Source organism: Nocardioides sp. N13(2025), from assembly GCF_051912545.1.
GTDB lineage: Bacteria > Actinomycetota > Actinomycetes > Propionibacteriales > Nocardioidaceae > Nocardioides.
In genome coordinates this window covers 2,138,256-2,164,114 of the sequence record NZ_CP196809.1, presented here as the reverse complement: position 1 = coordinate 2,164,114, position 25,859 = coordinate 2,138,256, and the positions used below count along the sequence as shown (strand labels likewise).

25 protein-coding genes are annotated in these 25,859 nt (G+C 70.6%); 17 read left to right on the top strand and 8 right to left on the bottom strand.

Annotated elements, in window-relative coordinates; all coding sequences use genetic code 11:
- Nucleotides 1-187 precede the first annotated feature (187 nt).
- On the bottom strand, nucleotides 188-1,984 hold the full coding sequence (locus tag ACS3YM_RS10435) for an AMP-dependent synthetase/ligase (RefSeq protein WP_439936378.1): 1,797 nt from the start codon (nucleotides 1,982-1,984) through the stop codon (nucleotides 188-190).
- A 93-nt stretch (nucleotides 1,985-2,077) separates the two neighbouring features.
- Here ACS3YM_RS10435 and ACS3YM_RS10430 point away from each other — a divergent pair, with 93 nt between their 5' ends.
- Genes ACS3YM_RS10430 through ACS3YM_RS10420 form a run of 3 tightly spaced genes read left to right on the top strand, consistent with a single transcriptional unit; the run spans nucleotide 2,078 to nucleotide 4,106 of the window.
- Complete coding sequence (locus ACS3YM_RS10430; RefSeq protein WP_439936377.1) at nucleotides 2,078-2,515, top strand: SRPBCC family protein; 438 nt, start codon at nucleotides 2,078-2,080, stop codon at nucleotides 2,513-2,515.
- 14 nt (nucleotides 2,516-2,529) lie between these two features.
- Nucleotides 2,530-3,723 carry an ArsA family ATPase gene (locus ACS3YM_RS10425; protein ID WP_439936376.1) on the top strand — a complete coding sequence of 398 codons (1,194 nt, stop codon included), beginning with the start codon at nucleotides 2,530-2,532 and terminating at the stop codon, nucleotides 3,721-3,723.
- Complete coding sequence (locus tag ACS3YM_RS10420; RefSeq protein WP_439936375.1) at nucleotides 3,720-4,106, top strand: hypothetical protein; 387 nt, start codon at nucleotides 3,720-3,722, stop codon at nucleotides 4,104-4,106. Before ACS3YM_RS10425 ends, ACS3YM_RS10420 begins: the two co-directional genes overlap by 4 nt.
- A 10-nt stretch (nucleotides 4,107-4,116) precedes the next feature.
- Here the strand turns inward: ACS3YM_RS10420 and ACS3YM_RS10415 are convergent, their stop codons facing one another.
- Together ACS3YM_RS10415 and ACS3YM_RS10410 are read right to left on the bottom strand one after the other, a co-directional pair.
- The gene (locus ACS3YM_RS10415; protein WP_439936374.1) at nucleotides 4,117-5,355 is read right to left on the bottom strand and encodes a pilus assembly protein TadG-related protein; all 1,239 of its coding nucleotides are present in this window, start codon (nucleotides 5,353-5,355) and stop codon (nucleotides 4,117-4,119) included.
- Nucleotides 5,352-5,795 carry a TadE/TadG family type IV pilus assembly protein gene (locus ACS3YM_RS10410; protein ID WP_439936373.1) on the bottom strand — a complete coding sequence of 148 codons (444 nt, stop codon included), beginning with the start codon at nucleotides 5,793-5,795 and terminating at the stop codon, nucleotides 5,352-5,354. Before ACS3YM_RS10410 ends, ACS3YM_RS10415 begins: the two co-directional genes overlap by 4 nt.
- A 164-nt stretch (nucleotides 5,796-5,959) precedes the next feature.
- On the opposite strand from ACS3YM_RS10410, the gene ACS3YM_RS10405 reads away from it, so the two are divergent.
- A complete protein-coding gene (locus ACS3YM_RS10405; RefSeq protein ID WP_439936372.1) occupies nucleotides 5,960-6,901 on the top strand; it encodes an ROK family protein in 942 nt (313 codons plus the stop codon).
- A gap of 1 nt (nucleotide 6,902) precedes the next feature.
- Here the strand turns inward: ACS3YM_RS10405 and ACS3YM_RS10400 are convergent, their stop codons facing one another.
- Nucleotides 6,903-7,343, bottom strand: coding sequence for a hypothetical protein (locus tag ACS3YM_RS10400; RefSeq protein ID WP_439936371.1), 441 nt, complete (start codon nucleotides 7,341-7,343; stop codon nucleotides 6,903-6,905).
- A 160-nt stretch (nucleotides 7,344-7,503) separates the two neighbouring features.
- On the opposite strand from ACS3YM_RS10400, the gene ACS3YM_RS10395 reads away from it, so the two are divergent.
- From ACS3YM_RS10395 to ACS3YM_RS10380, 4 genes are read left to right on the top strand one after another with little or no spacing between them, the layout of a single operon-like run.
- Nucleotides 7,504-8,313: an alpha/beta hydrolase gene (locus ACS3YM_RS10395; RefSeq protein WP_439936370.1), complete on the top strand. Its 810-nt coding sequence runs from the start codon at nucleotides 7,504-7,506 to the stop codon at nucleotides 8,311-8,313.
- Nucleotides 8,314-8,322: 9 nt separating this feature from the next.
- Nucleotides 8,323-9,072, top strand: a complete 750-nt coding sequence (locus ACS3YM_RS10390; RefSeq protein WP_439936369.1) for a lysophospholipid acyltransferase family protein — start codon at nucleotides 8,323-8,325, stop codon at nucleotides 9,070-9,072.
- Complete coding sequence (gene macS, locus ACS3YM_RS10385; protein ID WP_439939868.1) at nucleotides 9,069-10,223, top strand: MacS family sensor histidine kinase; 1,155 nt, start codon at nucleotides 9,069-9,071, stop codon at nucleotides 10,221-10,223. Before ACS3YM_RS10390 ends, macS begins: the two co-directional genes overlap by 4 nt.
- Nucleotides 10,224-10,227: 4 nt before the next feature.
- On the top strand, nucleotides 10,228-10,749 hold the full coding sequence (locus ACS3YM_RS10380; protein ID WP_439936368.1) for a flavin reductase family protein: 522 nt from the start codon (nucleotides 10,228-10,230) through the stop codon (nucleotides 10,747-10,749).
- Here the strand turns inward: ACS3YM_RS10380 and ACS3YM_RS10375 are convergent.
- The gene (locus ACS3YM_RS10375) at nucleotides 10,725-11,957 is read right to left on the bottom strand and encodes a glycosyltransferase family 87 protein (RefSeq protein WP_439936367.1); all 1,233 of its coding nucleotides are present in this window, start codon (nucleotides 11,955-11,957) and stop codon (nucleotides 10,725-10,727) included. The two genes, ACS3YM_RS10380 and ACS3YM_RS10375, sit on opposite strands and share 25 nt — an antisense overlap.
- Before the next feature lie 102 nt (nucleotides 11,958-12,059).
- Here ACS3YM_RS10375 and ACS3YM_RS10370 point away from each other — a divergent pair, with 102 nt between their 5' ends.
- From ACS3YM_RS10370 to ACS3YM_RS10355, 4 genes are read left to right on the top strand one after another with little or no spacing between them, the layout of a single operon-like run.
- Nucleotides 12,060-12,695 carry a response regulator gene (locus ACS3YM_RS10370; protein ID WP_439939867.1) on the top strand — a complete coding sequence of 212 codons (636 nt, stop codon included), beginning with the start codon at nucleotides 12,060-12,062 and terminating at the stop codon, nucleotides 12,693-12,695.
- Nucleotides 12,692-13,582, top strand: a complete 891-nt coding sequence (locus ACS3YM_RS10365; RefSeq protein ID WP_439936366.1) for an arylamine N-acetyltransferase family protein — start codon at nucleotides 12,692-12,694, stop codon at nucleotides 13,580-13,582. Before ACS3YM_RS10370 ends, ACS3YM_RS10365 begins: the two co-directional genes overlap by 4 nt.
- Nucleotides 13,579-14,022, top strand: coding sequence for an N-acetyltransferase family protein (locus ACS3YM_RS10360; protein ID WP_439936365.1), 444 nt, complete (start codon nucleotides 13,579-13,581; stop codon nucleotides 14,020-14,022). The genes ACS3YM_RS10365 and ACS3YM_RS10360 overlap by 4 nt, the downstream gene beginning before the upstream one ends.
- Nucleotides 14,023-14,031: 9 nt before the next feature.
- Nucleotides 14,032-14,925, top strand: a complete 894-nt coding sequence (locus ACS3YM_RS10355; RefSeq protein WP_439936364.1) for a hypothetical protein — start codon at nucleotides 14,032-14,034, stop codon at nucleotides 14,923-14,925.
- 52 nt (nucleotides 14,926-14,977) lie between these two features.
- Here the strand turns inward: ACS3YM_RS10355 and glpK are convergent, their stop codons facing one another.
- A complete protein-coding gene (gene glpK, locus ACS3YM_RS10350) occupies nucleotides 14,978-16,447 on the bottom strand; it encodes a glycerol kinase GlpK (protein WP_439936363.1) in 1,470 nt (489 codons plus the stop codon).
- Nucleotides 16,444-17,283 (bottom strand): DUF1028 domain-containing protein, encoded by an 840-nt coding sequence (locus ACS3YM_RS10345; protein WP_439936362.1) that lies wholly within the window; start codon nucleotides 17,281-17,283, stop codon nucleotides 16,444-16,446. Before ACS3YM_RS10345 ends, glpK begins: the two co-directional genes overlap by 4 nt.
- A gap of 62 nt (nucleotides 17,284-17,345) precedes the next feature.
- On the opposite strand from ACS3YM_RS10345, the gene ACS3YM_RS10340 reads away from it, so the two are divergent.
- Entirely contained in the window at nucleotides 17,346-18,389 is a 1,044-nt protein-coding gene (locus ACS3YM_RS10340; RefSeq protein ID WP_439936361.1) for an SMI1/KNR4 family protein, read from the top strand.
- Nucleotides 18,390-18,441: 52 nt separating this feature from the next.
- Nucleotides 18,442-19,692 (top strand): MFS transporter, encoded by a 1,251-nt coding sequence (locus tag ACS3YM_RS10335; protein ID WP_439936360.1) that lies wholly within the window; start codon nucleotides 18,442-18,444, stop codon nucleotides 19,690-19,692.
- A 505-nt stretch (nucleotides 19,693-20,197) separates the two neighbouring features.
- Here the strand turns inward: ACS3YM_RS10335 and ACS3YM_RS10330 are convergent.
- Nucleotides 20,198-21,394, bottom strand: a complete 1,197-nt coding sequence (locus ACS3YM_RS10330; protein ID WP_439936359.1) for a pyrophosphate--fructose-6-phosphate 1-phosphotransferase — start codon at nucleotides 21,392-21,394, stop codon at nucleotides 20,198-20,200.
- 166 nt (nucleotides 21,395-21,560) lie between these two features.
- Between ACS3YM_RS10330 and ACS3YM_RS10325 the strand changes: the two genes are divergently transcribed.
- From ACS3YM_RS10325 to ACS3YM_RS10315, 3 genes are all read left to right on the top strand, one after another.
- Complete coding sequence (locus tag ACS3YM_RS10325) at nucleotides 21,561-23,012, top strand: APC family permease (RefSeq protein WP_439936358.1); 1,452 nt, start codon at nucleotides 21,561-21,563, stop codon at nucleotides 23,010-23,012.
- Nucleotides 23,013-23,072: 60 nt separating this feature from the next.
- Entirely contained in the window at nucleotides 23,073-24,434 is a 1,362-nt protein-coding gene (locus ACS3YM_RS10320; protein WP_439936357.1) for a metallophosphoesterase family protein, read from the top strand.
- A 76-nt stretch (nucleotides 24,435-24,510) separates the two neighbouring features.
- Nucleotides 24,511-25,848, top strand: a complete 1,338-nt coding sequence (locus ACS3YM_RS10315; RefSeq protein ID WP_439936356.1) for a class II 3-deoxy-7-phosphoheptulonate synthase — start codon at nucleotides 24,511-24,513, stop codon at nucleotides 25,846-25,848.
- Nucleotides 25,849-25,859 lie beyond the last annotated feature (11 nt).

Here is a 25,859-nt window from a genome sequence, read left to right as displayed (position 1 = left end):
CGCTGTCGGAGATCCCGGGCGCGAGGTGGATCCAGGGCGAGGTGTGAAACGGGCCCCAGAACCCTCCCAGCGCAGCGAATCTAGAGGGACGTGTGGTGCCTCGGAGGCTAAACCGGCCAAACCACCCGAACTTGGAGTCTGAGTAGCCCGAAGTGACTAGTCCGACCTAGTCATGGTCTAGCCCGGCTCATGCAAAGTAAAGAGCTTCGATCTCAGATCGAGCCTCACGGACCACCACGTTGCGCTTGAGCTTGAGGCTGGGGGTGAGCTGTCCACCCTCCTCGGTCCACTCGCCGGGCAGAATCGTGAACTTGCGGATCGACTCGGCCTTGGAGACGGCCTTGTTGGCCTCGTCGACCGCCTCCTGCACCGCTGCGACGAGGTCCTCGTCCTCGACGAGGTCGGCGACGTCGCCGGACTTGCCGTGCTGCTCGGCCCACGCCGGGAAGGTCTCCCGGTCGATGGTCACCAGGGCGCCGATGAAGGGCTGCCCGTCGCCGACGACCAGGCACTGGTCGATGAGGGCGTGGGCACGGAGGCGGTCCTCGAGCACGGCGGGGGCGACGTTCTTGCCGCCGGCGGTCACCAGGATCTCCTTCTTGCGACCGGTGATCCGCACGAAGCCCTCGTCGTCGACCTCGCCGACGTCGCCCGTGTGGAACCAGCCGTCGCGGTTCATGGCTTCCGACGTGGCGGCCTCGTTGCCCCAGTAGCCGGCGAAGACCTGACCCCCCTTGAACAGCAGCTCGCCGTCGTCGGCGACGCGCACGCTCGTGCCGGGCAGGGGCCGTCCGACGGTGCCGATCTTCGTGGCGTCGGGGAGGTTGGCGGACAGCGCGGCGGTGGTCTCGGTGAGGCCGTAGCCCTCGAGCACGACGAGGCCGATGCCGCGGTAGAAGTGGCCGAGGCGGTCGCCGAGCGGCGCGCCGCCTGAGATGGCGTACGCGCACGAGCCGCCCAGCGCCTGGCGGAGCTTGCCGTAGACCAGCTTGTCGAAGAGCGCGTGCTGCGCTCGGAGCCGCAGGGGCACGCGCTTGGAGTCGAGGGCACGGGAGTACGCGATCGCGGTGTCGGCGGCGCGGTCGAAGATCTTGCCCCGGCCGTCGGCCGTGGCGCGCTGGGAGGCGGTGTTGAAGACCTTCTCGAAGACGCGAGGCACGGCGAGGATGAAGGTGGGCTTGAACTCGCCCAGGTCGGCGACGAGGTTCTTGATGTCGGCGCTGTGTCCCATCTTGGTCCGGCTCTTGACGCAACCTACCTGGATGATCCTGGCGAAGACGTGGGCCAGCGGCAGGAAGAGGAGCGTGGAGGCGCCCTCCTTGTCGAAGAGCTCGTGCAGCTCGTCGACGGCGACGCCCAGCTCGAACATGAAGTTGCCGTGCGTGAGCATGCAGCCCTTGGGCTTGCCGGTGGTGCCACTCGTGTAGATGAGTGTGGCCAGGTCGAGCGGGGAGGCCGAGGTGCGTCGCTCCTCGAGGACCTCGTCGGAGATGTCCGAGCCGAGGCGGCCCAGCACGTCGACGGCGTTGTCCTGGATCGACCAGACGTGCTGGAGCTCGGTCAGGTCGCCCGACTGCCGGGCCTCGCGGACCCGCGCGAGGTGTTCCGGACCCTCGGCGACGACGGCACGGGTGCCCGAGTCCTGGAGGATCCAGCCGATCTGCTCGGCCGATGAGGTCTCGTAGATGGGGACCGTGACCGCGCCGGCGAACCAGATGGCGTAGTCGAACAGGGTCCACTCGTAGCGCGTCTTGGACAGCAGGGCGACGCGATCGCCGGGCTCGACGCCAGCGGCGATCAACCCCTTGGCGACCGCACACACCTCGTCGTGGAACTCGGCAGCCGTGACATCCACCCAGCCGTCGCTCGTACGATGGCTGAACACCGCGGTCGAGCCGGCCTCGCGCGCGTTGGTGACGACGTCGTCGGTGAGGTTCCCGGTCGTGGGGATGATGATCGAGAGCGGCGTGGAGAACTCACGCACGATGGAACCTCCTGCTTGGTGTCACGGCGAAGCGCAGGCTATCGCTCGCATCCGGGCACCGAACACGCCCGGTGGGTCGGCTAGGCTCCGGCCATGGCCGAACAGACCTCGTCGTCGATCACCATCGACGCCCCTCCGGCCGATGTCATGGCCGTCATCGCGGACTTCGAGTCCTACCCCGAGTGGGCCAAGGGCGTGCAGACCGCCGAGGTCGTCGCGGCCGGGACCGGCGGGCGTGCGGAGCAGGTCTACTTCGCGCTGGACGTCTCACCGATCAAGGACCAGTACACCCTCGCCTACGACTGGGACGGCGACCGCGAGGTCACCTGGACCCTCGTGGAGGGGCAGATGCTCAAGATGCTGGACGGTGCCTACACGCTCGTGGACCAGGGCGACGGCAGCACCGAGGTCACCTACCGGTTGGCTCTCGACGTGAGCATCCCGCTGATCGGCATGCTCAAGCGCAAGGGCGAGAAGATCCTCATCGACACCGCGCTGAAGGGCCTCAAGAAGCGCGTCGAGTCGCTCTGACACCCGGGTCCCACATGCGGATCCTGCTGTTCACCGGCAAGGGCGGCGTCGGGAAGTCGACCCTCGCCGCAGCCACGGCCTGCGCGAGCGCCGCCGCCGGTCATCGCACCCTGGTGCTGTCGACGGACGCGGCGCACTCGCTGGCGGACGCGTTGGACGTGCCCGCCACCGGCGAGCCCAGCGAGGCCGCCCCGAACCTCTGGGTGCAGCACGTGAACGCGCAGGAGCGCTTCGAGCGCTCGTGGGCCGACATCCAGGGCTACCTGCTCAGCGTCCTCGACGTCGCCGGCGTCGACCCCGTCGCCGCGGAGGAGCTCACCGTGATCCCCGGCGCCGAGGAGGTGCTGGCCCTGCTGGAGGTCCGCGCCCAGGCGCAGTCGGGGGAGTGGGACGTGCTGGTCGTGGACTGCGCGCCCACCGCAGAGACCCTCCGCCTGCTCGCGCTGCCCGAGGCCCTCGGGTGGTACATGACCCGCGTGCTGCCGGTCGAGCGACGCGTCGTCAAAGCGCTCAAGCCGGTGCTCACCCGCGCGGCCGGGGTGCCGATGCCCGGGGACTCGGTGTTCGACGCGATCGAGCGGCTGCACGCCGAGCTCGACGACGTACGAGCCGTGCTGACCGGGCCGGAGACGTCGGTCCGCCTCGTCCTGACCCCGGAATCAGTGGTGCTCGCCGAGGCCCGGCGGGCCTACACGTTCCTGACGCTCTTCGGCTACACCGTCGACGCGGCCATCGTGAATCGCGTGTTCCCGGACGGCGGCGCCGACCCTTGGCGTACGACGTGGGTCGAGGCGCAGGCTCGGGTACTGGAGGACGCGGCGGACTCCTTCGCCGGGCTGGACCTCTGGACGTCGGTCTACCGGGCCTCCGAGCCGGTGGGCCGCGAGGAGCTCCTCGACCTGGCGCGGCAGGTGTACGGCGACACCGACCCGCTGGCGAGCGGACCCGCCCATCCGGCGATGAGCGTCCGTTCGACCGCCGGGGGCCGCGTCCTGTCGCTCCCGCTGCCCCTGGCCGCCCAGGACGACGTACGTCTCGCCCGGAAGGGCGACGAGCTCGTGGTGTCCGTCGCGTCGTATCGTCGCCTCCTGACGCTGCCGTCCGGGCTGGCGAGACACCGCGTGGCCGGGGCGCGTGTGCACGACGGACAGCTGCAGGTCAGGTTCACCGAACCCACCACCCCCACGACTTCCGAGGAGACCACGTGACCGACGCTGGGGGCGCCGACGACGTCGGATCGTTGGGGGAGGAGGCGGCGAAGCTGCTCGGCGCACTCTCCGGCTGGGCGCGGGAGCAGGCTACGGAGGCGGGCGACGGGCTGTCCGGCTTCGCCGCTCATGCCGCTGCCGCCGCGCACGACGTCAACGAGCACCTGGCGACCGGGGCGGCGGAGTGCACGGTGTGCCCGCTCTGCCGGACGGTCCACGCGGTGCGGCAGCTGAGCCCCGAGGTGAAAGCGCACCTGACCACAGCGGTGACGTCGCTGGTGCACGCAGCCGCAGCGGTCATGGCGACGTCTGACTCCTCTGGCGCACGCGGTAGCGACGTCGAGCACATCGACCTCGGCGACGAGTGGCCCGAGGACGAGTGAGTCCGTCCGGCTACCGGACCAGGCGGACCTGACGCACGCCGGTGTCGCAGGTCCCGCCGACGGCACAGGCGGCTGGAAGAGTGCTCCCCGACGTCTGCGCGTTGAGGAAGACCACCACCAGGTACACACTCTCGTCAGTCGCGTTGTTCTCCAACTGGTCGAGCTGGCTGGAGGCAGGCGAGCAAACGTCCGGAGCTGACAACGTCGCACGGTACCGCTTGTTCGGCTGCTTCCCGAAGTGATAGCCGCACACGGTGACACCGACGAACTTGTGCACCGGGAAGACCGCGTTGGTACCGGTGCCGGTCACGGAACTGTGGTCGCACTGCGAAGGCGCGCAGAAGACCGGGATAAGCGCTTGAACCCGGTTGTCGATGAGGTACTTCCACGAGTTCTCGACCTGTCCGGCGTCAGGCTGCCCGGGGTCACCGCCCAGGCACTGGTACGGGGCTGACGTGGACACACTCGGACATGCCGACGCCAGCACTGTGTTGAGTGCGCTGGGGGACACGTAGTTGCCGTTGACGTCGAGCTGGTTGGGCACGATGGAAACCGGCTTCGGGCAGCCGTCTCTGATCTGCTCCACCAGGGCCGAGTTGCCGTTTCCGTTGCCGACCGAGCCGTCATCGCTCCCTTCATCCGGGCAGTCCAAGGTCCACCAGTTGCCCGCGTTGGGAGGGATCGGACAGCTTCCAGGGGGCGCAGTCCCCTCGCCGGGCAGCCGGATGGAGAACGGCGTCCCCGCAGAGATGGGCGACGGCAGGTCTCCTGAGCAGATGGCAAGGGGTCGGACCGCCGTTCCGCCCGTCGACGGCTCGACCACGGCAGTCGCGCTGCGCTCGACCTGGTAGTCGGACGACCGCCCGAGAACCTTGCCGAAGAAGTTGGCGCTGGTCCCTCCGACGGTAGCGGTGACCTCGATGCCTTTGGTTGTGCACGTCGCGCTGTACGTCGTGAGCGATGCGTTGCCCGTCCCCGGTGTGTTCTGGATGACCTTGGTGCTGGCTTCACCATTCGCAGCCGCTGACTTGTCAGTCAGAACCTCCGCGCAGGCGTACTTTTGACTCGACGCGAACACGCCGGCGGCCCCGAGGCTGGCGGCGTCGGCGGCGGTCTGGAGCTGGCGCTTGTTCGCATAGGCCATACCGAGGTCTGCCGTGAAGGCCAGCATGCCTAGCAGGGCTGTCGTGACCAGAGCCACCAGCACCATGGTGGCGCCCGATTCGTCACGGCACGCGGAGAACCTCATTTGAACTCGCACCTCATCACGCCCTTGCCGGTCAGGGTGGGTGTCGGGATGAGGTTGAACGGAAACAAGGTGACGGTCCAAGGTGCGCTCCTCACCATCGTCACGGTGATGTTGGTCCCGACGGCAGCCCCGGCGCATGGCTTGGCGGTACTGCTCGAGCACGGAGTGACGGTGGGCGTCGGCACCTGGCTCGCGCTCATCCCGATCGTCTCGGCGCCGTTGCGAGCTTCGGTCACGACGTCGGCACAGGTAGGTCCGTCGACCACCGCGTAGCGAGCGGCCTGTCGGGCGCCGTTGTTGAGCGAGATCTGCTGCGCCAGCACAAACCCGAAGTTGAAGATGCCGATCACGATGACCAGCAGGACGGGAACCACCAACGCGAACTCTACGGCCGCGGCGCCTCGTTCGTTGCGACCGCGTCGACGCATTAACTCGCGCATGAGATCCCCTTTCCCCGAGTTTGTCGTCGTTCACCGTACGAGCCGTGGCCCCTGCCTGTCGCTCGATTGACGACACTTCTGCCTGGTCACTGCGAAAGATGGCCCGAAGTGACTAGTCCGGTGGTCCGTCGGTCGAGCCGGCACCGTACGCGAGGATGTCGCGCATGGAGTCTGGGGTGGTCGTCGGCGTCGACATCGGCGGTACGAAGGTGCTGGCCGGAGTCGTGGATGCCCAGGGGCGCGTGTCGAGCACCGCGCTCCGGACGACACCGGGACGACGGGTGGTGACCGCCCAGGTGGAGGACGCCCTGGTGGAGGCGATCCTCGGTTCAGCTGGAGGTCGACCGCTCGCGGGCGTGGGTGTGGCAGCGGCGGGCTTCGTCGACTCGCGGGGGGAGAGGGTGATGTTCGCCCCCCACCTTCCGTGGCAGGGCGAGCCGCTCCGACGGCTGCTGGAAGAACGTCTTGATTGTCCTGTGGCACTCGACAATGACGCCAACTGCGCGGCGCGAGCCGAGGCCCACCACGGCGCTGCCCGGGGCGCCACCTCCGCCCTGATGATCACCATGGGCACCGGCATCGGCGGAGCGGTCCTGCTCGACGGAAACGTGCTGCGTGGCGCCAACGGCATGGCCGGGGAGTTCGGCCACATGCAGGTCGTTCCGGACGGGCAGGCCTGCGAGTGCGGCAAGAAGGGCTGCTGGGAGCAGTACTCCTCTGGAAACGCACTGGTCCGCAATGCACGCGCACTCATGGCCGAGCAGCCGTCGGTGCTGGACGAGATGAGTGGCGGCTCTCCTGAGCGGGTCACCGGGCCGATGGTGACCTCGGCCGCGGAGGAGGGCGACCTGGTCGCCCGGGCGGCCTTTGCGACCGTCGGCGAGTGGCTGGGTGTGGGCGTGGCCAACCTCGTCGCAGCGCTCGACCCCGAGGTGGTGGTCATCGGTGGCGGTGTCTCCGCCGCCGGTGACAAGCTCCTCGATCGCGCGCGTTCGGCGCTGCAGCGCAACCTCGTGGGCGCCGCCCATCGCGCCGTGCCCTCGCTGGTCGCGGCGCAGCTCGGGCCGCAGGCCGGGATGATCGGCGCGGCCCTTCTCGTGCGGTAGGTCAGATGCGGGAGCCGTCGTCCCAGGGGTCGCGGCCGCGCGGCATCTCGCGCACGAGGAAGAGAAAGCCGCCGACGAACCACACCACGAGCGCCCAGCCGAACAGCGGGTGCACGTAGATCGAGAGCAGCCCGATCACGAGGGCGAGCACCGGGGGCACGAAGATGCCCGCCCAGGCCACGCCCCGCTGCCAGGTGCGAGGTCGCGGGAACGGCGGCGGGGCCGGCGGCTGGAAGCGCTCGGCGATCGCTTCCTCGCGGACCTCCACCTTATCGTCGTCGACGAGGTGGTCGGCCAGCGGCTCCCGGTCGCGCGCATCGTCCTCGCCCTTGCGAGCTGCCGTCGGCGGCTCGTCGTCGTGCAGCACCGGGCGCTCGCCGTAGTGCTCCACGATCTCGCGCCACGCCAGCTCGGTGCGGCTCTCGTCGCCAGGCGTCGTCACGCGACAACGGTAGCGGTGTGGTGGGGACTGGGTCTCGATACGGCCGCTCGTTCCTCGCGGCCACTCGACCGCCGAGCAGGGAGCTCGCCTCACCAACTGACCGGTAACTCGCCTGGTTCGCTCAGCGAGACGCGGGCGACGGGTGGTGCACACTGTGCGCGTGAAGATCCCGTTCCGCGGCGCGCCCGACGCCCCCCTCGACCCGGCACTGGTCGCCCCGATGTCCACCCCCGCGAAGCCGGAGCTCACCGGCGGTCGACGCATCGGCGTGCTCGTCCAGCACGGCTTCACCGGCAACCCGGTCTCGATGCGGCCGTGGGCCGAGGACCTCGCAGCCCGTGGGTACGCCGTCGAGATGCCGCTGCTGCCCGGCCACGGCACGCGCTGGCACGACCTCAACAAGACCACATGGGCCGACTGGGTGGCGACGGTCGAGGACGCGTACGAGAAGCTCTCCGCCGAGAACGACGCGGTGGTGGCCGTCGGCCTGTCCATGGGCGGTGCGCTGTGCCTGCGCCTGGCGGCGGACAAGGGTGAGGGCCTCGCCGGGATCTGCATCGTCAACGCGGCGGTCGACACGCTGCGCAAGGACGTCAAGCTGCTGCCGCTGCTCAAGCACGTGGTGCCTGGCTTCCCGGGGATCGCCAACGACATCAAGAAGCCGGGTGCCGACGAGCACGGCTACCCGACGACGCCCCTGAAGGCGGCCGCGTCGATGTTCAAGGGCTACGCCGAGCTCCGCCGCGACCTGCCGAAGGTCACGATCCCGGTCCTCTTCTTCCGCTCGGCCGAGGACCACGTGGTCGACATCTCGTCGTCCCGGGCGCTCAACGCGGGCTTGTCGTCGAAGGACTTCGAGGAGCGCGTGCTCGAGAACAGCTACCACGTGGCGACTCTCGACAACGACGCCCAGCGGATCTTCGACGAGTCCGCTGAGTTCATCGAACGCGTCACTGCGGACCAGGGCTAGGCTCGGCACGTGCTCTATTGGTTCCTGAAGTGGATCGCCCTCGGGCCGGTGCTCCGCCTCGTCTTCCGGCCCAAGGCCTACGGCGTGGACCACGTGCCGGAGGAGGGGCCGGCGATCCTCGCGAGCAACCACCTGTCGTACGCCGACTGGCTGTTCATGCCGCTGACCCTGAACCGGCGGGTCACCTTCGTCGCCAAGGCTGAGTACTTCACGACACCCGGCATCAAGGGCTGGTTCCAGAAGAAGTTCTTCTCCGGGGCCGGCCAGGTGCCGATCGACCGCTCCGGCGCCAACGCTGCCGAGGGCGCGATGAAGTCGGCGATGAAGATCCTCGCCGAGGGCGACCTGTTCGGCATCTACCCCGAGGGCACGCGCTCCCACGACGGCAAGCTCTATCGCGGCAAGACCGGGGTGGCCCGGCTGGCGCTGGAGACCGGTGCGCCGGTGATCCCGTGTGCCGTCGTCGGCACCGACGTGGTCGCCCCGGCCGGCAAGGTCTACGGCACCTGGACCCGACCGGTCGTGCGATTCGGCAAGCCCCTCGACTTCTCCCGCTACGCCGGGATGGAGAACGACCGCTACATCCTGCGCTCGATCACCGACGAGATCATGTACGAGATCATGCGCCTCTCCGGCCAGGAGTACGTCGACCTCTACGCCAGCAAGGCCAAGGAGCTCGACAAGGAGAAGGCCAAGCAGGCGGCCGCAGAGCTGGCCGAGCGGGAGAAGGCCGGCGGGCCGGAGCAGAAGGCGTCCTGAGCGCCTACCCGAACCGCCTGGCCCCCGCGCCTCGCGCGGACTCGGCACTGGCGGTCGAGGACCGGCTCCACTCGGCGCTCGCCCTCGTGCGGGTCGTGGTCACCATCAACATGGTCGGCCTCAACGCCTACCGGCGCGACAACTTCCAGCACCCGAGCATCGGTCTGGCGATCGTCCTGGCGCTGGCCGTGTGGACCGCTGTGGCGATCTGGCTCTACCACGACCGTGCGAGGCGTACGCCGGTCCTGCTGGTCGCCGACCTCGCGATCGCGGTGGCAGCCATCGCCGTGACCCCGCTGGTCAAGACCCCTGACTTCAACGCCACGATCCCGGGCTTCTGGGTGATGGGAGCCCTGCTGGCCTGGGCCATCCACTGGCACTGGAAGGGCGGGCTCGCCGCAGCGGTCCTGCTGTCTGCGGTCGACCTCCTGCCACGCACGGAGGTCGACCAGGGCAACTACGGCAACGTCTTCCTGGTCCTCATCGGCGGGCCGATCGTCGGCTACATGTGCGAGTCGCTGCAGCGGATGGCTCGCGAGCGCGACGCGGCCGAGCACGCCGCCGCGGCGGCCGAGGAACGTACGCGTCTGGCCCGCGCCGTGCACGACGGCGTGCTCCAGGTGCTCACGATGACCCAGCGACGCGGATCGGCTGCGGGCGGTGAGTGGGCCGAGCTGGGGAGGCTAGCGGGGGAGCAGGAGCGCAACCTGCGCTCCCTGATCCGCCAGCAGGACACCGTGCCCACCGCCGCGGGTGGGCAGGTCGACCTGGCGGGCGCTCTCGAGGCGATGGCCACCGCCCACCCCGTTCGGGTCGAGGTCGCCACGCCGGGCGGCGCGCTCCTCGTGGACGAGAACGTGGCGACGGAGACTGTCGCGGCAGTCCGGGCCTGCCTCGACAACGTCCTCGCCCATGTCGGGCCTGACGCCAGTGCCTGGGTGCTGGCCCAGGCGGCGCCTGACACGATCACCATCTCGGTGCGCGACGACGGACCCGGCATCGCGCCCGGCAGGCTCGACGAGGCCGAGGCGGAGGGACGGCTCGGCGTGGTGTCGTCCATCCGTGGCCGCGTCGAGGACCTCGGCGGCACGGCCGTGATGGACAGCGGCCCATGGGGCACCGAGTGGGAGCTCCGGGTGCCGCTAGCGTGACCGGGTGACCATCCACACCACCCACCCGTTCCTCGAGCCGGAGGGTGAGCGCGACCCCGTGCGCCGCCTACGCGGGCGCCTCGGCGGCACGGTCTCGCTCTGGACGGCCGGCTCGGTCGAGGGCACGCGGGCAGGCCTCACGGTCTCGTCGTGGATGGTCGCCGGCGGTGAGCCCGGTCGGGTGCTGGCCCTGCTGGACCCGGACTCCGACCTCGCCGACGTACTGCTGGAGACGGGACGCGGCGTGCTGCAGCTCCTGACGTGGCGAGACCGGGACCTGGCGGACGCCTTCGCCGGCGTCGCGCCGGCGCCGGGCGGTCCGTGGCGGATGGCGGAGTGGGTCGCGACCGACCACGGACCGCGCCTCGCGCACGCCACCACGTGGGCCACGCTCGAGGTCGAGTCAGACGTCGAGGTCGGCTGGTCGCGTCTGGTGACGTGCACGCTGCGCGAAGTCGTCGTCGGCGACGAGACGGACCCGTTGTTCCACCGACGTGGGCGCTACGTCCCGCCGGCGGCAATCTGATCGACATGCTCCGCGTCCGCCTTCCGGCTGCCCCGAACCCACAACTGCCGCAGTAGGAGGGCCATGAGGAAGGGCGTCATGGTCACGTGGGTGATCAACGCGATCGGTCCGGTGATGGCAGGCAGGAGCCACGTTGCGACCAGGAGGTTGCGGTCGCCGCGCAGCCATCCGTGCCTCTGGCCCATGATCGCCATCCAGGCGATGGGGAAGGCCAGCACCGCCAGGTCGTAGTCAGCGGCGTAGGGAGTGACCAGGAATGTGCCTATGACAGTGGCTGAGTTCCGCACCATCGGATCGGCGGGTCGACGCCACAGCCGCCAGACGACCAATGCGACCGGCAGGGCGACCACGGTGTGTAGCACGAGGGCAGGCACCTCCTGCAGACCTACAAGGCGCAACCCCATATACGGCGTGACGAACTTATAGATGGGGGCAGTCCCGTCGTCGATGGCCTCGCCAAGCACACCTAGGCTGCTCCACCAACTCTCGAGGGCAGTCATGCCGAAAGCTCCCGTGCTGACGATGAACGCCACGACGGACGTGCTCGCAGCGGCGGCAAAGGCACGCCACTCGCGACCCGCGAGCAGTGCGACCGGGAGCAGAACGCCGAGTTGCGGTTTGATCACCAACAGGCCGATCAGGATACCGGCGAGCACAGGTCGGCGCGGCAGAAGAATCAGCGCGGCTCCCAGGAGCGCTGCGACGAAGAACTGGATCTGTCCGCTCGGGATACCCAGCCACAGCCCTGGAAACGCGAGTGCGATTGGCCACGAGTACTGCCGATTGCGGAGCAGGGTTGAGAGGACGCCCAAGAAGAGTCCCAGGCCGACGACCACCCAAGTGACGTACGCCGTGAGATGCGGCAATGCCCCGAACGGGATGACCAAGGGCAAGGTGGTTGGCGGGTACGCCCACTGCGTCGGCCCGGAGAGGCCAGGAAACATGCTGAGCTGGAAAGCGCCGATCAGATCCAAGTCCCACGCGTCCGCAGCGTGCCCGTCGAGAGCGAATCGGCCGGCGGACCAGAACGCGATGAAGTCGGTGCCCGGGGGCCTTCCCCGGCCGTCAAGCCCACCCTCAAAGGTCAGGGCGTACAAGGGCGCCGCCAGTATGAACATTGCTAGGAACAGGCGTGGATACACGCGGACACGGCGCTCGACGAGCCAGTGCTCTGATGCACGTGCATCAAGGTCGTTCTGTTCTGGCACGCCGCGAGACTAGTTGTTGGGAGCCGGACGCGTGCCCCTTCCTCGGACAGCAGGTCTACGATCAGCCCACATCTCTGGGAGGGGAGCATCATGGTGAGGGTGATGGTGGTCGACGACCACCCGATGTGGCGTGACGCGGTCGAGCGCGACCTGCAGGCGGCAGGGCACGATGTCGTGGCGGTCGCGTCCAACGGACGCGAGGCGATGGCGCGGTTCCCGGCGGCGGCGCCGCAGGTCGTCGTGCTGGACCTCCAGCTGCCCGACAACACCGGGGTGCAGGTCACGAGCATGATGCTCGAGTTCGACCCGACGGCACGTGTGCTGATCCTCTCGGCCAGCGGCGAGCAGGCCGACGTCCTCGAGGCGATCAAGGCCGGCGCGACGGGCTACTTGGTGAAGTCCGCCTCCAGCGCCGAGCTGGTCGACGCGGTGACCCGGGTTGCCGAGGGTGAGGCGGTCTTCACTCCCGGGCTGGCCGGGTTGGTGCTGGGCGAGTTCCGCCGCATCGCCGACGGTCCCGCGGACGACCCGCGCGACCAGCTCACCGAGCGCGAGACCGAGATCCTCAAGATGGTCGCGACCGGGATGAGCTACAAGCAGATCGCTGGACGTCTCGTGCTGTCCCACCGCACCGTGCAGAACCACGTCCAGAACACGCTGCGCAAGCTCCAGATGAACAACCGGGTCCAGCTCACCCGGTGGGCCATCGAGCACGGTCTCGACGAAGCTGAGTCGTGACGGCGAGCGACCTCGACGCCTACCTGCACCGCCTCGGTCTGACCGACCGCCCGCAAGCCACGCTGGCCGGGCTCCGCGAGGTGCACCGCGCCCACGTCGCGCGGATCCCCTACGACAACCTCTCGATCATGCTCGGTCGGCCCGACCCGGTCGACGCCGAGGCGTGCCTGGCCCGGATCCGGAGCGGCGGCCGGCTCGGCTACTGCCTCCACCAGAACGCCGCCCTGGAGTGGCTCCTGACCGAGCTGGGCTTCTCCGTGAGCCGCCGCCACGGCCACGTCTGGGCTCGCCCCGAGACGCAGCTCGACCCCTTCCTCAACCACGTCGTGCTGGTCGTCTCCGGGCTGCCGACTTCAGCCAACCCGGGCGGGCACTGGTGGCCCGACGCCGGCCTGGGGGAGGGCTTCGCCGAGCCGCTGCCGCTGGTCCGTGACGACCACGACGTCGACGGGTGGTCGTACGGCATCGGGGCCGGCTACGGCGCCCAGGCTGCGGGACGCCCGACCGGACCCGCCGCGTGGACCTACCGCCACCTGCCCGGCGGCGTGATCCAGGGCATCGTCGTGACCTCGCGCGACCACGGCCCGGCGGCCGTCGCGGCCACCCACCGACAGCTGAGCCTCGGCGAGGACTCGTCGTTCCGCCGGATCGTGGTGGCCCAGAGGATCGAGGGCCCGCGGCTGCTCGCGCTGCGTGGCTGCGTGCTGCAGGAGATGACGCCGACCTCGAGGGAGCAGCGCGACCTCACGACGTACGACGAGTGGCGTGGCGCGCTGGTCGACGAGCTGCTCGTGCCTGTGCACGACATGACCGACGCGGAGTGGGAGTCGCTCTGGGAGCGTACGACGACAGCGCACCGGGCATGGGACGAGGCGGGCCGGCCATGACCATCTGGCGACGCGCCACCGAGGCCGACGCGGTCGCGCTGCGCGACCTCGAGCGGATCGCCAGCCAGACCGGGCTGGCGCACGTGTTCGGCGAGCTGCCCTACCCGGACGACGACGTGCTCGCGCGCTGGGCGCTGCTCCTCGACGACCCGACGGTCGTCGTCGAGGTGGTCGACGACGAGCAGGGGATGGTGGCACTGGCGGCCCACGACGGCACGAACCTGCGGCACCTCGCCGTGCGGCCGGACCACTGGAGCGCTGGCCTGGGCCGGGAGGGCTTCGCGCGTGCGGAGGCGGCCGGGGCGACGAGGTTGTGGGTGCTGGAGCAGAACCACCGGGCCCGCGCGCTCTACGAGTCTCTCGGCTGGGCGCCCACTGGAGTGAGCCAGGAGTGCCCGTGGCCGCCGTACCCCACCGAGCTCGAGTACGCCGCTCCCTAGGATCGACCCATGCCCGACCCGCTGCTGGAGATCGCCGACGACCTCTACGCGCTGCCGCTGGCGGACTTCACGCCCGCCCGCGACGCGCTGGCGAAGGAGCACAAGGCCGACAAGGCGCTGGCCGCTTCGGTCAAGGGACTCCGCAAGGCGTCGGTCGCGGCGTGGGTGGTCAACCTCCTCGTGCGCCGGGACCCCGACCAGGTCGACCAGGTCCTGGCCGTCGGTGCGGCGCTCCGTGACGCGCAGGACAACCTCGACGCCACGCAGCTGCGGGAGTTCACCAAGCAGCGCCGGCAGCTGACCGCGTCGGTGACGACGGCCGCGCGCCGGATGGCCCGCGAGGAGGGCGTGAAGACCACCCAGGCCGTCGCCGACCAGATCGAGGCGACCCTCACCGCGGCCATGCTCGAGCCCGACGCGGCCAAGGCGGTGCGGAGCGGGATGCTGGTGACCTCACTCGCGGCCACCGGTCTCGGCGACCTCGACCTCAGCGCCGCCGTGGCCGTTCCCAAGGCCCTCGGCTTCAGCGCGAAGCCCCGCCCGGTGGCCGCTCCCGACCCGACGCAGAGGCCCCAGCTCCACGTCGTACCCGACCCGGACGCGGACAAGAAGGCCCGCGCCGCCGCCGACGAGCGGCTCGCCGACGCTCGCGTCGTGCTGACGGAGAGCGAGAAGGAGCACCGGTCCGCTCGTCGGGCCGTGGAGAAGCTGCGGGCCAAGACGCTTCAGCTCCAGGCGGAGATCGACGAGCTCCGCAGCAAGATCGCCGAGCTCGAGGCCGAGGTCGAGGAGGTCGACGAGGAGCTGGGTGAGGCCGAAGCCGCGCAGGTCGAGGCCGAGGAGGCCGTCGCGGAGGCGCAGGCCGAGGTGGACGAGGCGCGCGCCGCGCGGGACCGGCTCTAGTCTCGATACGGCCGCTCGCTGGCGCTCGCGGTCTACTCGACCACCGAGGCTTTCACTGAGCCCAGCCCTTCGACCGCTCGACGGCGTCCTGCCAGCGGGCGTACGACGCGTCGAGCGCGTCGCGGTCGCCGCCGGGCTCGAAGCGCCGGTCGAGCGCCCACGTCTCCCGCAGGTCGTCGGTCGAGCCCCACACGCCCGTGCCGAGCCCGGCGAGGAACGCCGCGCCCAGGGCGGTGGTCTCGACGATCTCCGGCCGCTCGACCGCTCGCCCGACCTGGTCGGCCTGGAACTGGCAGAGCAGGTCGTTGGCCGCAGCGCCGCCGTCGACGCGCAGGGTCGAGAGCTCCGGCAGGGTCTCGAGAACGTCGCGCACCTCGAAGGCGATCGCCTCGAGGGTGGCGCGCACGAGGTGGGCGCGCGTGGTGCCGCGGGTGATCCCGATGATCATGCCGCGCGCGTGCGGGTCCCAGTGCGGGGCGCCGAGCCCGGTGAGCGCCGGCACGAACACGACGCCGTCGGTGTCGTCGACGGTCTGCGCGATCGCCGCGGTCTCGGCGGCGTTGCCGACGATCTGGAGCCCGTCGCGCAGCCACTGCACCGCCGACCCGGTCACGAAGATCGCGCCCTCGAGCGCGTACGTCATGTCGCCGTCGGGGGAGCGCCACGCGGCGGTCGACAGGAGGCCGGCGTCGCTGCGCACGACCGAGCCGCCGGTGTTGGTGAGGATGAACGAGCCGGTGCCGTAGGTGCACTTGGACTCTCCCTCCTCGAAGCATGTCTGCCCGAAGAGCGCGGACTGCTGGTCGCCGGCGATGCCCGCGATCGGCAGCGACAGCCCGAGGAAGGACTTCGGGTCGGTCGGTGCCACCTCGCCCCAGTTGGGCACCAGGTCGGGCAGCGCGTCGCGCGGCACCCCGAACAGCCCGCAGAGCTCGTCGGACCAGTCACCCGCGTCGAGGTCGAAGAGCAGGGTGCGGCACGCGTTGGAGACGTCGGTGACGTGCCAGGTGCCGCGCGTCATCCGGGCGATGAGGTAGGAGTCGACGGTGCCCACGGCGTACCTCCCGGACTCCACCAGCGCCCACGTGTGCGGCTCGTGCTCGGCGAGCCACATCAGCTTGGTGCCGGAGAAGTAGGGGTCGAGCCGCAGGCCGGTCAGCTCGGCGACGCGGTCCTCGTGGCCGTCGCTGCGCAGCCGGTCGCAGATGTCGGCCGTACGCCGGTCCTGCCACACGATCGCGCGGCGCGGGGAGCCGAGGGTCTCGCGGTCCCACAGCACGATCGTCTCGCGCTGGTTGGTGATGCCGACCGCGGTCACCTCGGAGGAGTCGACCTTGGTCAGCACCTCGCGCGTCGCCTCGAGCGTCGCCTGCCAGATCTCCTCGGGCGAGTGCTCGACCCAGCCCGGCTGCGGGAAGTGCTGGCGGAACTCCTGGTAGCCCTTGGCCTGGATCCGGCCGTCGGGGGTGACGACAACGGCCGTCACGCCGGTGGTCCCGGCGTCGATCGCGAGGACGCTCACGAGGTTCCCCCCCGGATGATGTCGAGGATCCGCCGGTCGATCCACGCGGGCCGCGCGCCGGAGTCGACGCGCATCTCGTAGTTCTCCGAGCCGACCCACATGTGGAAGCTGTCCTTGCCCGCGGCCTTGGCCAGCGCCTCGAGCTCGGCCATCAGCGTGTCGTCGACCGGCACCTGCTCCTCCGGCGTCGACGCTGTCAGGTAGAGCTCGTTGAGGTCGATCAAACGCGCGAGCTCGGTCACCGGGTCGGGATGGTCGTCGACGCGCAGGTCGACCGCGACGTCGTCGTTGCCGCCGTAGCCGGCCCCGTCCCGTACGACGAGCAGTGCCGCCGACTGCCGACCGCGCTGGTCGCCACCGGCGGCGTCGCCGGCGGCCAGGGCAGCGTGCAAGCGCCGCTCGAACGGCAGGTCGGCCGACCCCAGCCACGTCGTCTCCATCGCCTCGACCACCTCCGGGCCGGTGAGGATGTTGCCCTGGATGGCGTAGCCGCCGCTCTCGCCGCTGCGGCCCGTCACCCCGCCCGCCCAGGCGAAGCACTCGGGGCCGGTGAAGGTGGCGGCGTTGCCGTCGGAGTCGACGATGCCGGCCTGCCGGTGGTCGCGCCCCTCGTCCTCCTCGACCAGCCGGTCGAGCGCGACCTGGGCGGTGGCGCCCTCGTCGAGGTGCGCCAGGCCGACGTACTTGTAGGCGAGGTTGGCGTCGGCCTGGGTGGCGATGGCGCCGACCCCTGCGGCGGCCGCCGGCACCGCGGATCCGACCGCCAGGAACTTCGAGGCCACCGCGATGCCCCAGGACTCACCGTCGTCGGACCGGGCCACGATCGAGAACGTCATGTGCCGAAACATAGTCGCCATTCCACGGACCGCCCGGCACCAACGCCCCTACGCTGGCGCCCGTGAACGGGGGAATCGTGCACGACCTGCTGTCCTCGGCGACGCCGGAGCCGGTGCGGATCGACTGGCCGCGCGTGGAGGGGTGGCTCGGCACGCCGCTGCCGACTGCCTACCGCGAGCTCGCGGAGCGGTTCGGCTCGCTCTTCGTAGGCGACTGGCTCTGGATCCACGCGCCCGTCCGACTGGCGGGCTACCCGACCTTCGACAAGGAGCTGGCGGGTGTCCGGTCCGAGGCGCGCGACGCGTGCGATGCCACCGGACTGCCGGCGCCGACGTTCCACCCCAAGCGCGGCGGGCTGCTGCCCTTCGGCTCGGGCCGTGGCGGCGAGGGCCTGTTCTGGGACACCACCGGTGCCGACCCCGAGGTCTGGCCCGTCGTGGTGCTGGCGCACGCGCGCGGCGCCTACGGCAACGCCGGCTGGATCCGCACCGGCCTGCCGCTCCTGGCCTTCCTCGAGGCGCTCGTCACCACCGGGGTGAGCGAGGACGCCCACGCGCTCGGCCCCCTGCCCGCGACGGCCGAGCGTGCGTACGGCGGTCGGCCGGCGTCGTACTGGACTCCGCCTGACCGCGCGGCGAGGAGCGACCCGCGCCGCAAGGGCCTCACCGCCGGGAGCGGCCTCAAGGCCCTGCAGGTGCTGGTGCCGCCGCCGGAGGGTCGCGCACCGACGGTCGTCGACGAGGGCCTGCCCGCGGACTACCGGGCGCTCATGGAGGTCTACGGACCGGGCACCTGGCGCGACTGGCTGCGGGTGGGGCACCCCGACGACCTCAGGTCCAGCGGACTGCGTGACGACGACTTCCTCCCGTTCGCCGACTCGGTCGACGCGGACGTCCTGGGGTGGGTCCGCGAGGGGCTGCCGGACCGCTGGCGGCTGGCGTGGGTGCCGCGCCACTCCGATCCCGGGCCGGCGATGCACCTCCCCTTCACCGCGGCGCTGCTCGCTTGGCTGCGAGGCACGCCGGTCGACGGCGTGTTCGCCGCCCCCGACCCGGACGTGGACCTGGTCGACCAGGCCACCTTCGAGCCGTACGGCCACCGGTGACGGCGACCCCGGCGTCTCCGTCCCTGTCCGAGGGATGGGCGAGGATGACCCTGTGCTGACCCGTCTCGGATTCCCCAGCGTGGGGGAGCATCGCAGGTTCGTCACGGCCATCGTCGCCGACACCGTCGGCAGCGGGCTGTTCATGCCGATCACGCTGCTCTACTTCCTCGCGATGACCGACCTGTCCCTGGTGCAGATCGGGTCGGCGATGTCGTTGTCGGCGCTGCTGACCATGCCGGGCGCCTTCGTCATCGGCAGCCTCGTCGACCGCTTCGGTCCGCGGCGGATGATGCTGGCCGGCAACCTGATCCAGGCGGTCGGGATGCTGGCCTACCTGTGGGCCGACTCGCTGCTCGCGGTCGCGCTGTGGACGGTGCTGCTCAACATCGGCCGGCAGTCCTTCTGGGGCTCGTTCGGCAACGTGGTGACCGCCATCTCGGCGCCGGGGGAGCGTGAGCTCTGGTTCGGCTTCCTCCAGGCGATCCGCAACCTCGGCTACTCCGTGGGCGGGGTGCTCGCGGGCATCGCGCTCCAGATCGGCACCGACGTCGCGTTCCAGTCCGTGGTGGTCATCAACGCCGTGACCTTCGTGCTCGCCTTCGTCCTGCTCCTCGACGTCCCCGACCACCGGGTCGCGGTCGCCCACGACGCCCCGGTCGAGGGCTGGCGCGTCGTCCTGCGCGACCGCCCCTACCTGCGCCTCGTGCTCGGGCAGTTCGGCTTCGTGGCCGGGATGATGGTGCTCAACTTCGCGCTGCCGGTCTACGTCGCCGAGACCATCGACCTGCCCGGGTGGGTGGTCGGGGCGATCTTCACGGTCAACACCGCGCTGGTCGGCCTCGGGCAGGGACTCGTCGTACGCCGCATGACCGGGCAGGTCCGCGCGCGGATGATGGGGCTCGCGCAGGTCGTCTTCCTCGTGAGCTACGCGCTCTTCGTCGTCGCGGGCTGGCTGCCGGTGTGGCTGGCGGTGGTCGTGATGCTGGTCGGCGCCACGATCTACACCTTCGGCGAGCTGACGGGCGGGCCGGTCTTCAGCGCCGCCGCCGCGGAAGCCGCACCCGACCACCTCCGCGGGCGCTACCTCGCGCTGTTCCAGCTGAGCTGGGGCATCGGCGGCGCGATCACGCCCGTCGCCTTCACCTGGTTGCTCGCCCACGGCGCGACGACCGTGTGGTGGGTGCTCGCCGTGATCGCGCTGGTCAGCGCGGCCTACCTCCAGACCCTGCCCCGGACCTTGCCCGCGGCCGCCGTACGCGTCACCAACCGGGTCGGGGCCGCCGTCGAGGAGCCGTCTGCCTGAGGGTGGCGGTATGTGACATCTCCGTCCGCCCGAGGGTGGCGGCATACGACAAGCCTTCGGCCGAGGGTGGCGGCATACGACGGGTTACCGGGCGCGATCGATGTCGTACGCCGCCACTGTGCCCGGCGCGGATGTCGTATGCCGCCAGCGTGCTGGCTCCGCAGGTTGTCCCGCCCGGGGGTGGCGGCATACGACGGGTGACCGGGTGCGATCGATGTCGCATGCCGCCAGAGTGCTCGGCGCGGATGTCGTATGCCGCCAGGGTGCTGGTTCCGCAGGTTGTCCCGCCCGGGGGTGGCGGCATACAACAGGTCTTCGGCCGAGGGTGGCGGCATACGACCCGTCAGCGGGCGGGATCGATGTCGTACGCCGCCAGGGTGCCCGGCGCCGATGTCGTATGCCGCCACCCAAGCGGCATCCACCAAGCGGCATCCACCCAAGCGGCATCCACCCAAGCCACATCCACCCAAGCGGCATCCACCCAGGCGGGACGAGGCCAGCCGGATCAGGCCTGTCCGGTGCTCACCAGCAGCTCGGTGAACCAGTCCTGCGAGGGGTCGAAGGGCTTGTGCCCGGCGATCCGCTCGAACTCGATCGCGCGGAGCTCGTCGCCGCGCTCCTCGTCGTGCCCGATCACGCCGGGACGGCCCTCGAGGGCGCAGGTCACGGCCAGCTCGGCCATCTCGCGGATGAGGGCGAGGTCCGTGTCGTTGGCGGGCGCGGAGCGGGAGAAGTAGCCGGACTTCTGCACCATGTGCTTCTCGGCACCGATCGCGGCCGAGAAACGCTCCGCGAAGTAGCGGCCCGGGTTGATGGTGTCGATCTTGACGTGGCCGAACGGGTCGCGCCCGACGGTCTCGCCGGCGGCCTCGAGGTCGGCGACGATGTCGTCGATGCCGGCGCCCTCGGCGAGGAAGATGTTGACGCAACCGATCTCGTCCATCACCGCGCGCAGGCGGGTCGCCTCGGCGGCGAGGTCGATGCCGCGCTCGGGCACGTAGACCGCGTGGATCGCCCACTTGCGGCCGTCGAGGCCGATCCCGGGCAGCCACTCCTGCTCGGCGTGCCACGCCATGTAGTCCCGGGCGGCGGCCGCGGTGAGCCAGCCGCTGGCGCGGCCCATGACCTCGTGCACGATCAGCATCCGCGGGTTGGAGCCGTGCTCCGCGAGCACGTTCTGCGCGAACCGCGACGCCTGCTCGGCCGCGGTCTGGGCGCCGAGGCTCTGCCGGATCGGGACGATGTCGTTGTCGATCGTCTTGGGCAGGCCGACCACGGTCAGCTCCGAGCCCTGGGTGCGCAGGTACGCCGCCAGGTCGGCCGCCGCGGTGTTGGTGTCGTCGCCACCGATGGTGTGCAGGACGTCCACCCCGTCGGCCTGCAGCCGGGCTGCCGCCGCCTCCAGCGCGGTCTCGCCCTCGCCGATCAGGCCGCGTCGCCGGCAGTCGTCGTCGTTGGTCAGCTTCACCCGGCTGTTGCCGATCGGGCTGCCGCCGTAGCGGTGCAGCAGCGCAGCTCCGGCGCGCTCCTCGGGCCCGATCACGATGCTGTTGCCCGTGAGCAGGCCGTGGTAGCCGTGCCGGTAGGCGATCAGCTCGATGTCGGGGTCGGTGGCGTCGTAGGTCTCGATGAGAGCACCCACGGCGGAGGAGAGGCACGGGGCGTAGCCACCGGCCGTCAGGAGCGCAACACGCTTCGGCATGGGCAGCAGGGTAGTTGGAACGATCCAACACCGAAAGGGTGGGTTCTGGCAGCCTCCCGCCCGCGCGCGGCGTACGTCGTGCGGCGCGGCGGTTGCCTCGCGGCGCGAGCCGGGGCCATTGTGAGAGACCCCACCGTGCGGCACTCGGCCCGACGAAGGAGTCTCGATGAGCGCGACAGAAGCGACCCAGCCCGACGTCAACGGGCCGGAGGACACCGACCTCAAGCGGGTGCTCGGCCCCAAGCTGTTGCTGCTCTTCATCGTCGGCGACATCCTCGGCGCGGGTGTCTACGCGGTGACGGGCAAGCTGGCCGGGCAGGTCGGCGGCATCGCCTGGCTGCCGTTCCTCGTGGCCTTCGCGGTGGCGACGGTGACGGCCTTCTCCTACCTCGAGCTGGTCACGAAGTACCCGCAGGCGGCGGGCGCGGCGCTCTACACGCACAAGGCGTTCGGCATCCACTTCGTGACGTTCCTCGTCGCCTTCACGGTCGTGTGCTCGGGCATCACCAGTGCCTCCACCTCCTCCAACCTGCTCGCCGCCAACCTGCTGATCGGCTTCGGCAACGAGGAGCCCAGCTCGGGCACCACCCTCGTCACGGCACTTGCCTTCATGCTCGTGCTCGCCCTGATCAACCTGCGCGGCGTCGGCGAGAGCGTGAAGTTCAACGTGGTGCTCACGCTGGTGGAGATGACCGCCCTCGCGATCGTCATCGGCATCGGCTTCTTCGTCATCGCCAGCGGCGACGGCGACCTCGGCCGCGTCACCGTCTTCGAGAGCCCCGACGACAAGGGTCTGTTCATGGCGGTCACCATCGCGACCGCGATCGCGTTCTTCTCGATGGTGGGCTTCGAGGACTCGGTCAACATGGTCGAGGAGACCCAGGACCCGATGCGCATCTTCCCGCGCACCATGCTGACCGGCCTCGGCATCGCCGTCGTCATCTACATGCTGGTCGCGATCTCCGTGGTCGCGGTCATCCCCGCCGGCCAGATCGCCGAGCCCACCAACGCGGAGGCCGGGATCCTGCTCGACGTGGTCAAGGTCGGCGCGCCCGACCTGCCGATCGACAAGCTGTTCCCGTTCCTCACCGTCTTCGCGGTCGCCAACACCGCGCTCATCAACATGCTGATGGCGAGCCGGCTCGTCTACGGCATGGCCCAGCAGGACGTGCTGCCGCGCGCCCTCGGCAAGGTGCTGCCGAGCCGGCGCTCGCCGTGGACCGCGATCATCTTCACCACCCTGCTCGCGCTGGGCCTCATCACCGTGGTCACGCTCGACTCCGAGTCCTCGGTCGTGGCAGCGCTCTCGGGCACCACCGCGCTGCTGCTGCTGGCGGTCTTCACGATCGTCAACATCGCCTGCCTCGTCCTCCGCAAGGACCCCACGCCCGACGGCGCCTTCCGCGCGCCGTCCGTGCTGCCGGTGGTCGGCGCCGTCTGCTGCGGCTACCTGCTCGGCCCGTGGGCCCGGCTGGAGGCCGACATGATCCAGTACAAGATCGCCGCGGGCCTGCTGGCGATCGGCATCGTCCTGTGGGCGCTGACCTGGCTCACCAACCGTGGCGTCCGCGCCAAGAAGACCGGCTTCCGCGACATCGACCACCTGGAGCACGACTGATCGCGGGTGGACACGGCCGGGGAATCCCGCGCTGTCGGGTCAGCCGTCTACGGTTGGCGGGTGACACGACGACCTCTCGGGACGCTGCTGGCGGCACTGACCGTCTCGGCGCTGGGGTGTGCCGCGCTCACCGTGACCGCGTCGTCGGCGGGCGTGCCGCCGGGCGGCGACTACCCGCCGCCGACCGTGGTGCTGACGCACAGCGAGCCCGCGACGTCGGTGACCGCAGACCGCCGCGGTCCCCGTGACCGTCCGTCGGTGCCCGCTGCCCCGACCCTCCTCGGCGCCTACCGCTTCGTCTCGGCCCCCGACTTCCTCAACCAGGACGTCGCCGACCTGACCGCCGACGGGCGTCGCGAGTTCGTCGACAAGCGCACCGGTGAGGTGGCCAACTCCACCAACGCCGAGTACGTCACCGCGCTGGACCACGTGGTCAGCGAGATGGCGTCCCACGGCACCGACGACGTGCTCGTCGCGGGCGACCTCGTCGAGGGCAGGTGGGGTCGCGACGACGCGAGGACCGGGGTCTTCGGGCCGGTGCGGACGCAGACCCAGCGGCTCCGGGCGTGGCGTCGGGCGGCCGCCGTCTACTACCCGGCCTGGCGCGAGCGGTTCGAGGACAAGGGCCTCACGACCTACCCGGCCGTCGGCGACCACGAGATCGGCGACGACCCGTGGCGCGCGCCCCACGACGAGTGGATCGACTTCAAGCGGCGCCACGTGCCGCAGTTCAAGCGGATCTACGCCGACCAGATGCTGACGGACGCCGACGGGAAGCCTCGCTTCTCCGAGCGCCCCAGCGGCCAGGCGCGCCGCACGGCGTACGCCGTGCGTCTCGACGCCGACGTCCTGCTCGTCACGATCGACGTCTTCGAGCGCCGCGGGGGAGACGTGCACATGTCCGTCGACCCGGCGCAGCTGCGCTGGCTGAAGGGAGTGCTCCGGCAGGCCCGCAAGGACGACGTGGCGTGGGTCATGGTCCAGGGCCACGTCCCCATGACCGAGCGGGTCCGCGCGCGCAACTCCAGCCACCTCGTCTACGAGAAGGGTGCGCGCTCGGACTTGTGGAAGGCGATGGTGCGCGGGGGTGTCGACGTCTACCTGAGCGGCGAGGTGCACGACCAGACGGTCCACGTGCGCGACGGCATCCTCCAGGTGTCCCACGGCTCGCTCTTCTACCGCGGTGAGGCGTCCTACGTCGTCGGCCAGGTCACCGCCGACCGGCTCGTGCTGGAGAACCACCAGTTCCGCGGGGAGATCGGCTTCGAGGACCGGCTCTGGACCACGTCGCGCCAGGGCGCGCCCGGTCACATCAGCTATCCCGACGCCTCGGTCGTCACCGGCACGCTCGAGGCCAGCCGCACCCGCTCCGGTGGGCTGCGGGTCGACGAGTCGGCCGGGGTGCTGCGGCCCAGGGGCTGACCCACCGCGTCCGGTCGCCCGTTCAGGGGGCGGTCACGGTTCGGGTTGGGCGGTGCGCGCGCCGTACCCTTGTCAGGTGAGCGCCATCCCCACCCTCGAGCAGTTGCACGCCCTCGGGCCCCAGCAGCAGCCGACCTATCCCGATGCCGGGGCGGTCGACGCTGCCGTGGCCCGACTGAGGACCGCGCCGCCGCTCGTCTTTGCGGGGGAGTGCGACGACCTCACCGCCAAGATCGCCGCCGTCACCCGCGGCGAGGCCTTCCTGCTCCAGGGCGGCGACTGCGCCGAGACCTTCGCCGGCGTCACCGCCGACAACGTCCGCAACAAGCTGCGGGTGCTGCTGCAGATGGCGGTCGTCCTGACGTACGCCGCCTCCGTGCCGGTGGTGAAGCTCGGCCGCCTTGCGGGGCAGTACGCCAAGCCGCGCAGCTCCGACCTGGAGACCCGCGACGGCGTCACCCTCCCGGCCTACCGTGGCGACGCGGTCAACGGCTACGACTTCACCCCCGAGGCCCGGATCCCCGACCCGCAGCGCCTGGTCGAGGTCTACAACTCCTCCGCGGCGACGCTCAACCTGGTCCGCGCGTTCGTCACCGGTGGTTACGCCGACCTGCGCCAGGTGCACACCTGGAACACCGACTTCGTGCAGAGCTCGCCCTTCGGGCAGCGCTACGAGGCGGTGGCCGACGAGATCGAGCGCGCCCTCACCTTCATGAAGGCGATCGGCGCCGACCCGGACGAGTTCCACCGCGTCGACTTCCACTCCAGCCACGAGGCCCTGCTGCTGGAGTACGAGCAAGCGTTGACGCGCATCGACTCGCGCACCGACGAGCCCTACAACGTGTCGGCCCACTTCGTGTGGATCGGTGAGCGCACCCGTCAGCTCGACGGCGCGCACGTCGAGCTGCTGTCGAAGATCCGCAACCCGATCGGCATCAAGCTCGGCCCCACGACGTCGCCCGACGACGCGCTGGCCTACGCCGCGCGCCTCAACCCGGACAACACCCCGGGCCGGCTCACCTTCATCACCCGCTTCGGTGCCGGCAAGATCCGCGACGGCCTGCCCGCCCTCGTGGAGAAGGTCACCGCGGAGGGGGTCAACGTCGCCTGGGTGTGCGACCCGATGCACGGCAACACCTTCGAGGCGTCCTCGGGCTACAAGACCCGCCGCTTCGACGACGTGATCGACGAGGTCCAGGGCTTCTTCGACGTCCACCGCGGCCTCGGCACCTGGCCCGGCGGCGTCCACGTCGAGCTCACCGGCGACGACGTCACCGAGTGCGTCGGCGGCGGCGAGGAGATCGACGAGGTGGGCCTCTCCCACCGCTACGAGTCGGTCTGCGACCCCCGCCTCAACCGGGTCCAGTCCCTCGAGCTCGCCTTCCTCGTCGCGGAGATGCTGCGCAAGGCCTGAGCGCCGACCGG

Excerpts from the sequence above, each read along its gene's own strand:
- ACS3YM_RS10410 (WP_439936373.1), bottom strand. The coding sequence starts at position 5,795 with ATGCGCGAGTTAATGCGTCGACGCGGTCGCAACGAACGAGGCGCCGCG.
- ACS3YM_RS10415 (WP_439936374.1), bottom strand. The coding sequence starts at position 5,355 with ATGAGGTTCTCCGCGTGCCGTGACGAATCGGGCGCCACCATGGTGCTG.
- ACS3YM_RS10360 (WP_439936365.1), top strand. The coding sequence starts at position 13,579 with ATGACCATCTGGCGACGCGCCACCGAGGCCGACGCGGTCGCGCTGCGC.
- ACS3YM_RS10355 (WP_439936364.1), top strand. The coding sequence starts at position 14,032 with ATGCCCGACCCGCTGCTGGAGATCGCCGACGACCTCTACGCGCTGCCG.
- ACS3YM_RS10370 (WP_439939867.1), top strand. The coding sequence starts at position 12,060 with ATGGTGGTCGACGACCACCCGATGTGGCGTGACGCGGTCGAGCGCGAC.
- ACS3YM_RS10325 (WP_439936358.1), top strand. The coding sequence starts at position 21,561 with ATGAGCGCGACAGAAGCGACCCAGCCCGACGTCAACGGGCCGGAGGAC.
- ACS3YM_RS10330 (WP_439936359.1), bottom strand. The coding sequence starts at position 21,394 with ATGCCGAAGCGTGTTGCGCTCCTGACGGCCGGTGGCTACGCCCCGTGC.
- ACS3YM_RS10425 (WP_439936376.1), top strand. The coding sequence starts at position 2,530 with ATGCGGATCCTGCTGTTCACCGGCAAGGGCGGCGTCGGGAAGTCGACC.
- ACS3YM_RS10405 (WP_439936372.1), top strand. The coding sequence starts at position 5,960 with ATGGAGTCTGGGGTGGTCGTCGGCGTCGACATCGGCGGTACGAAGGTG.
- ACS3YM_RS10430 (WP_439936377.1), top strand. The coding sequence starts at position 2,078 with ATGGCCGAACAGACCTCGTCGTCGATCACCATCGACGCCCCTCCGGCC.
- ACS3YM_RS10345 (WP_439936362.1), bottom strand. The coding sequence starts at position 17,283 with ATGACGTTCTCGATCGTGGCCCGGTCCGACGACGGTGAGTCCTGGGGC.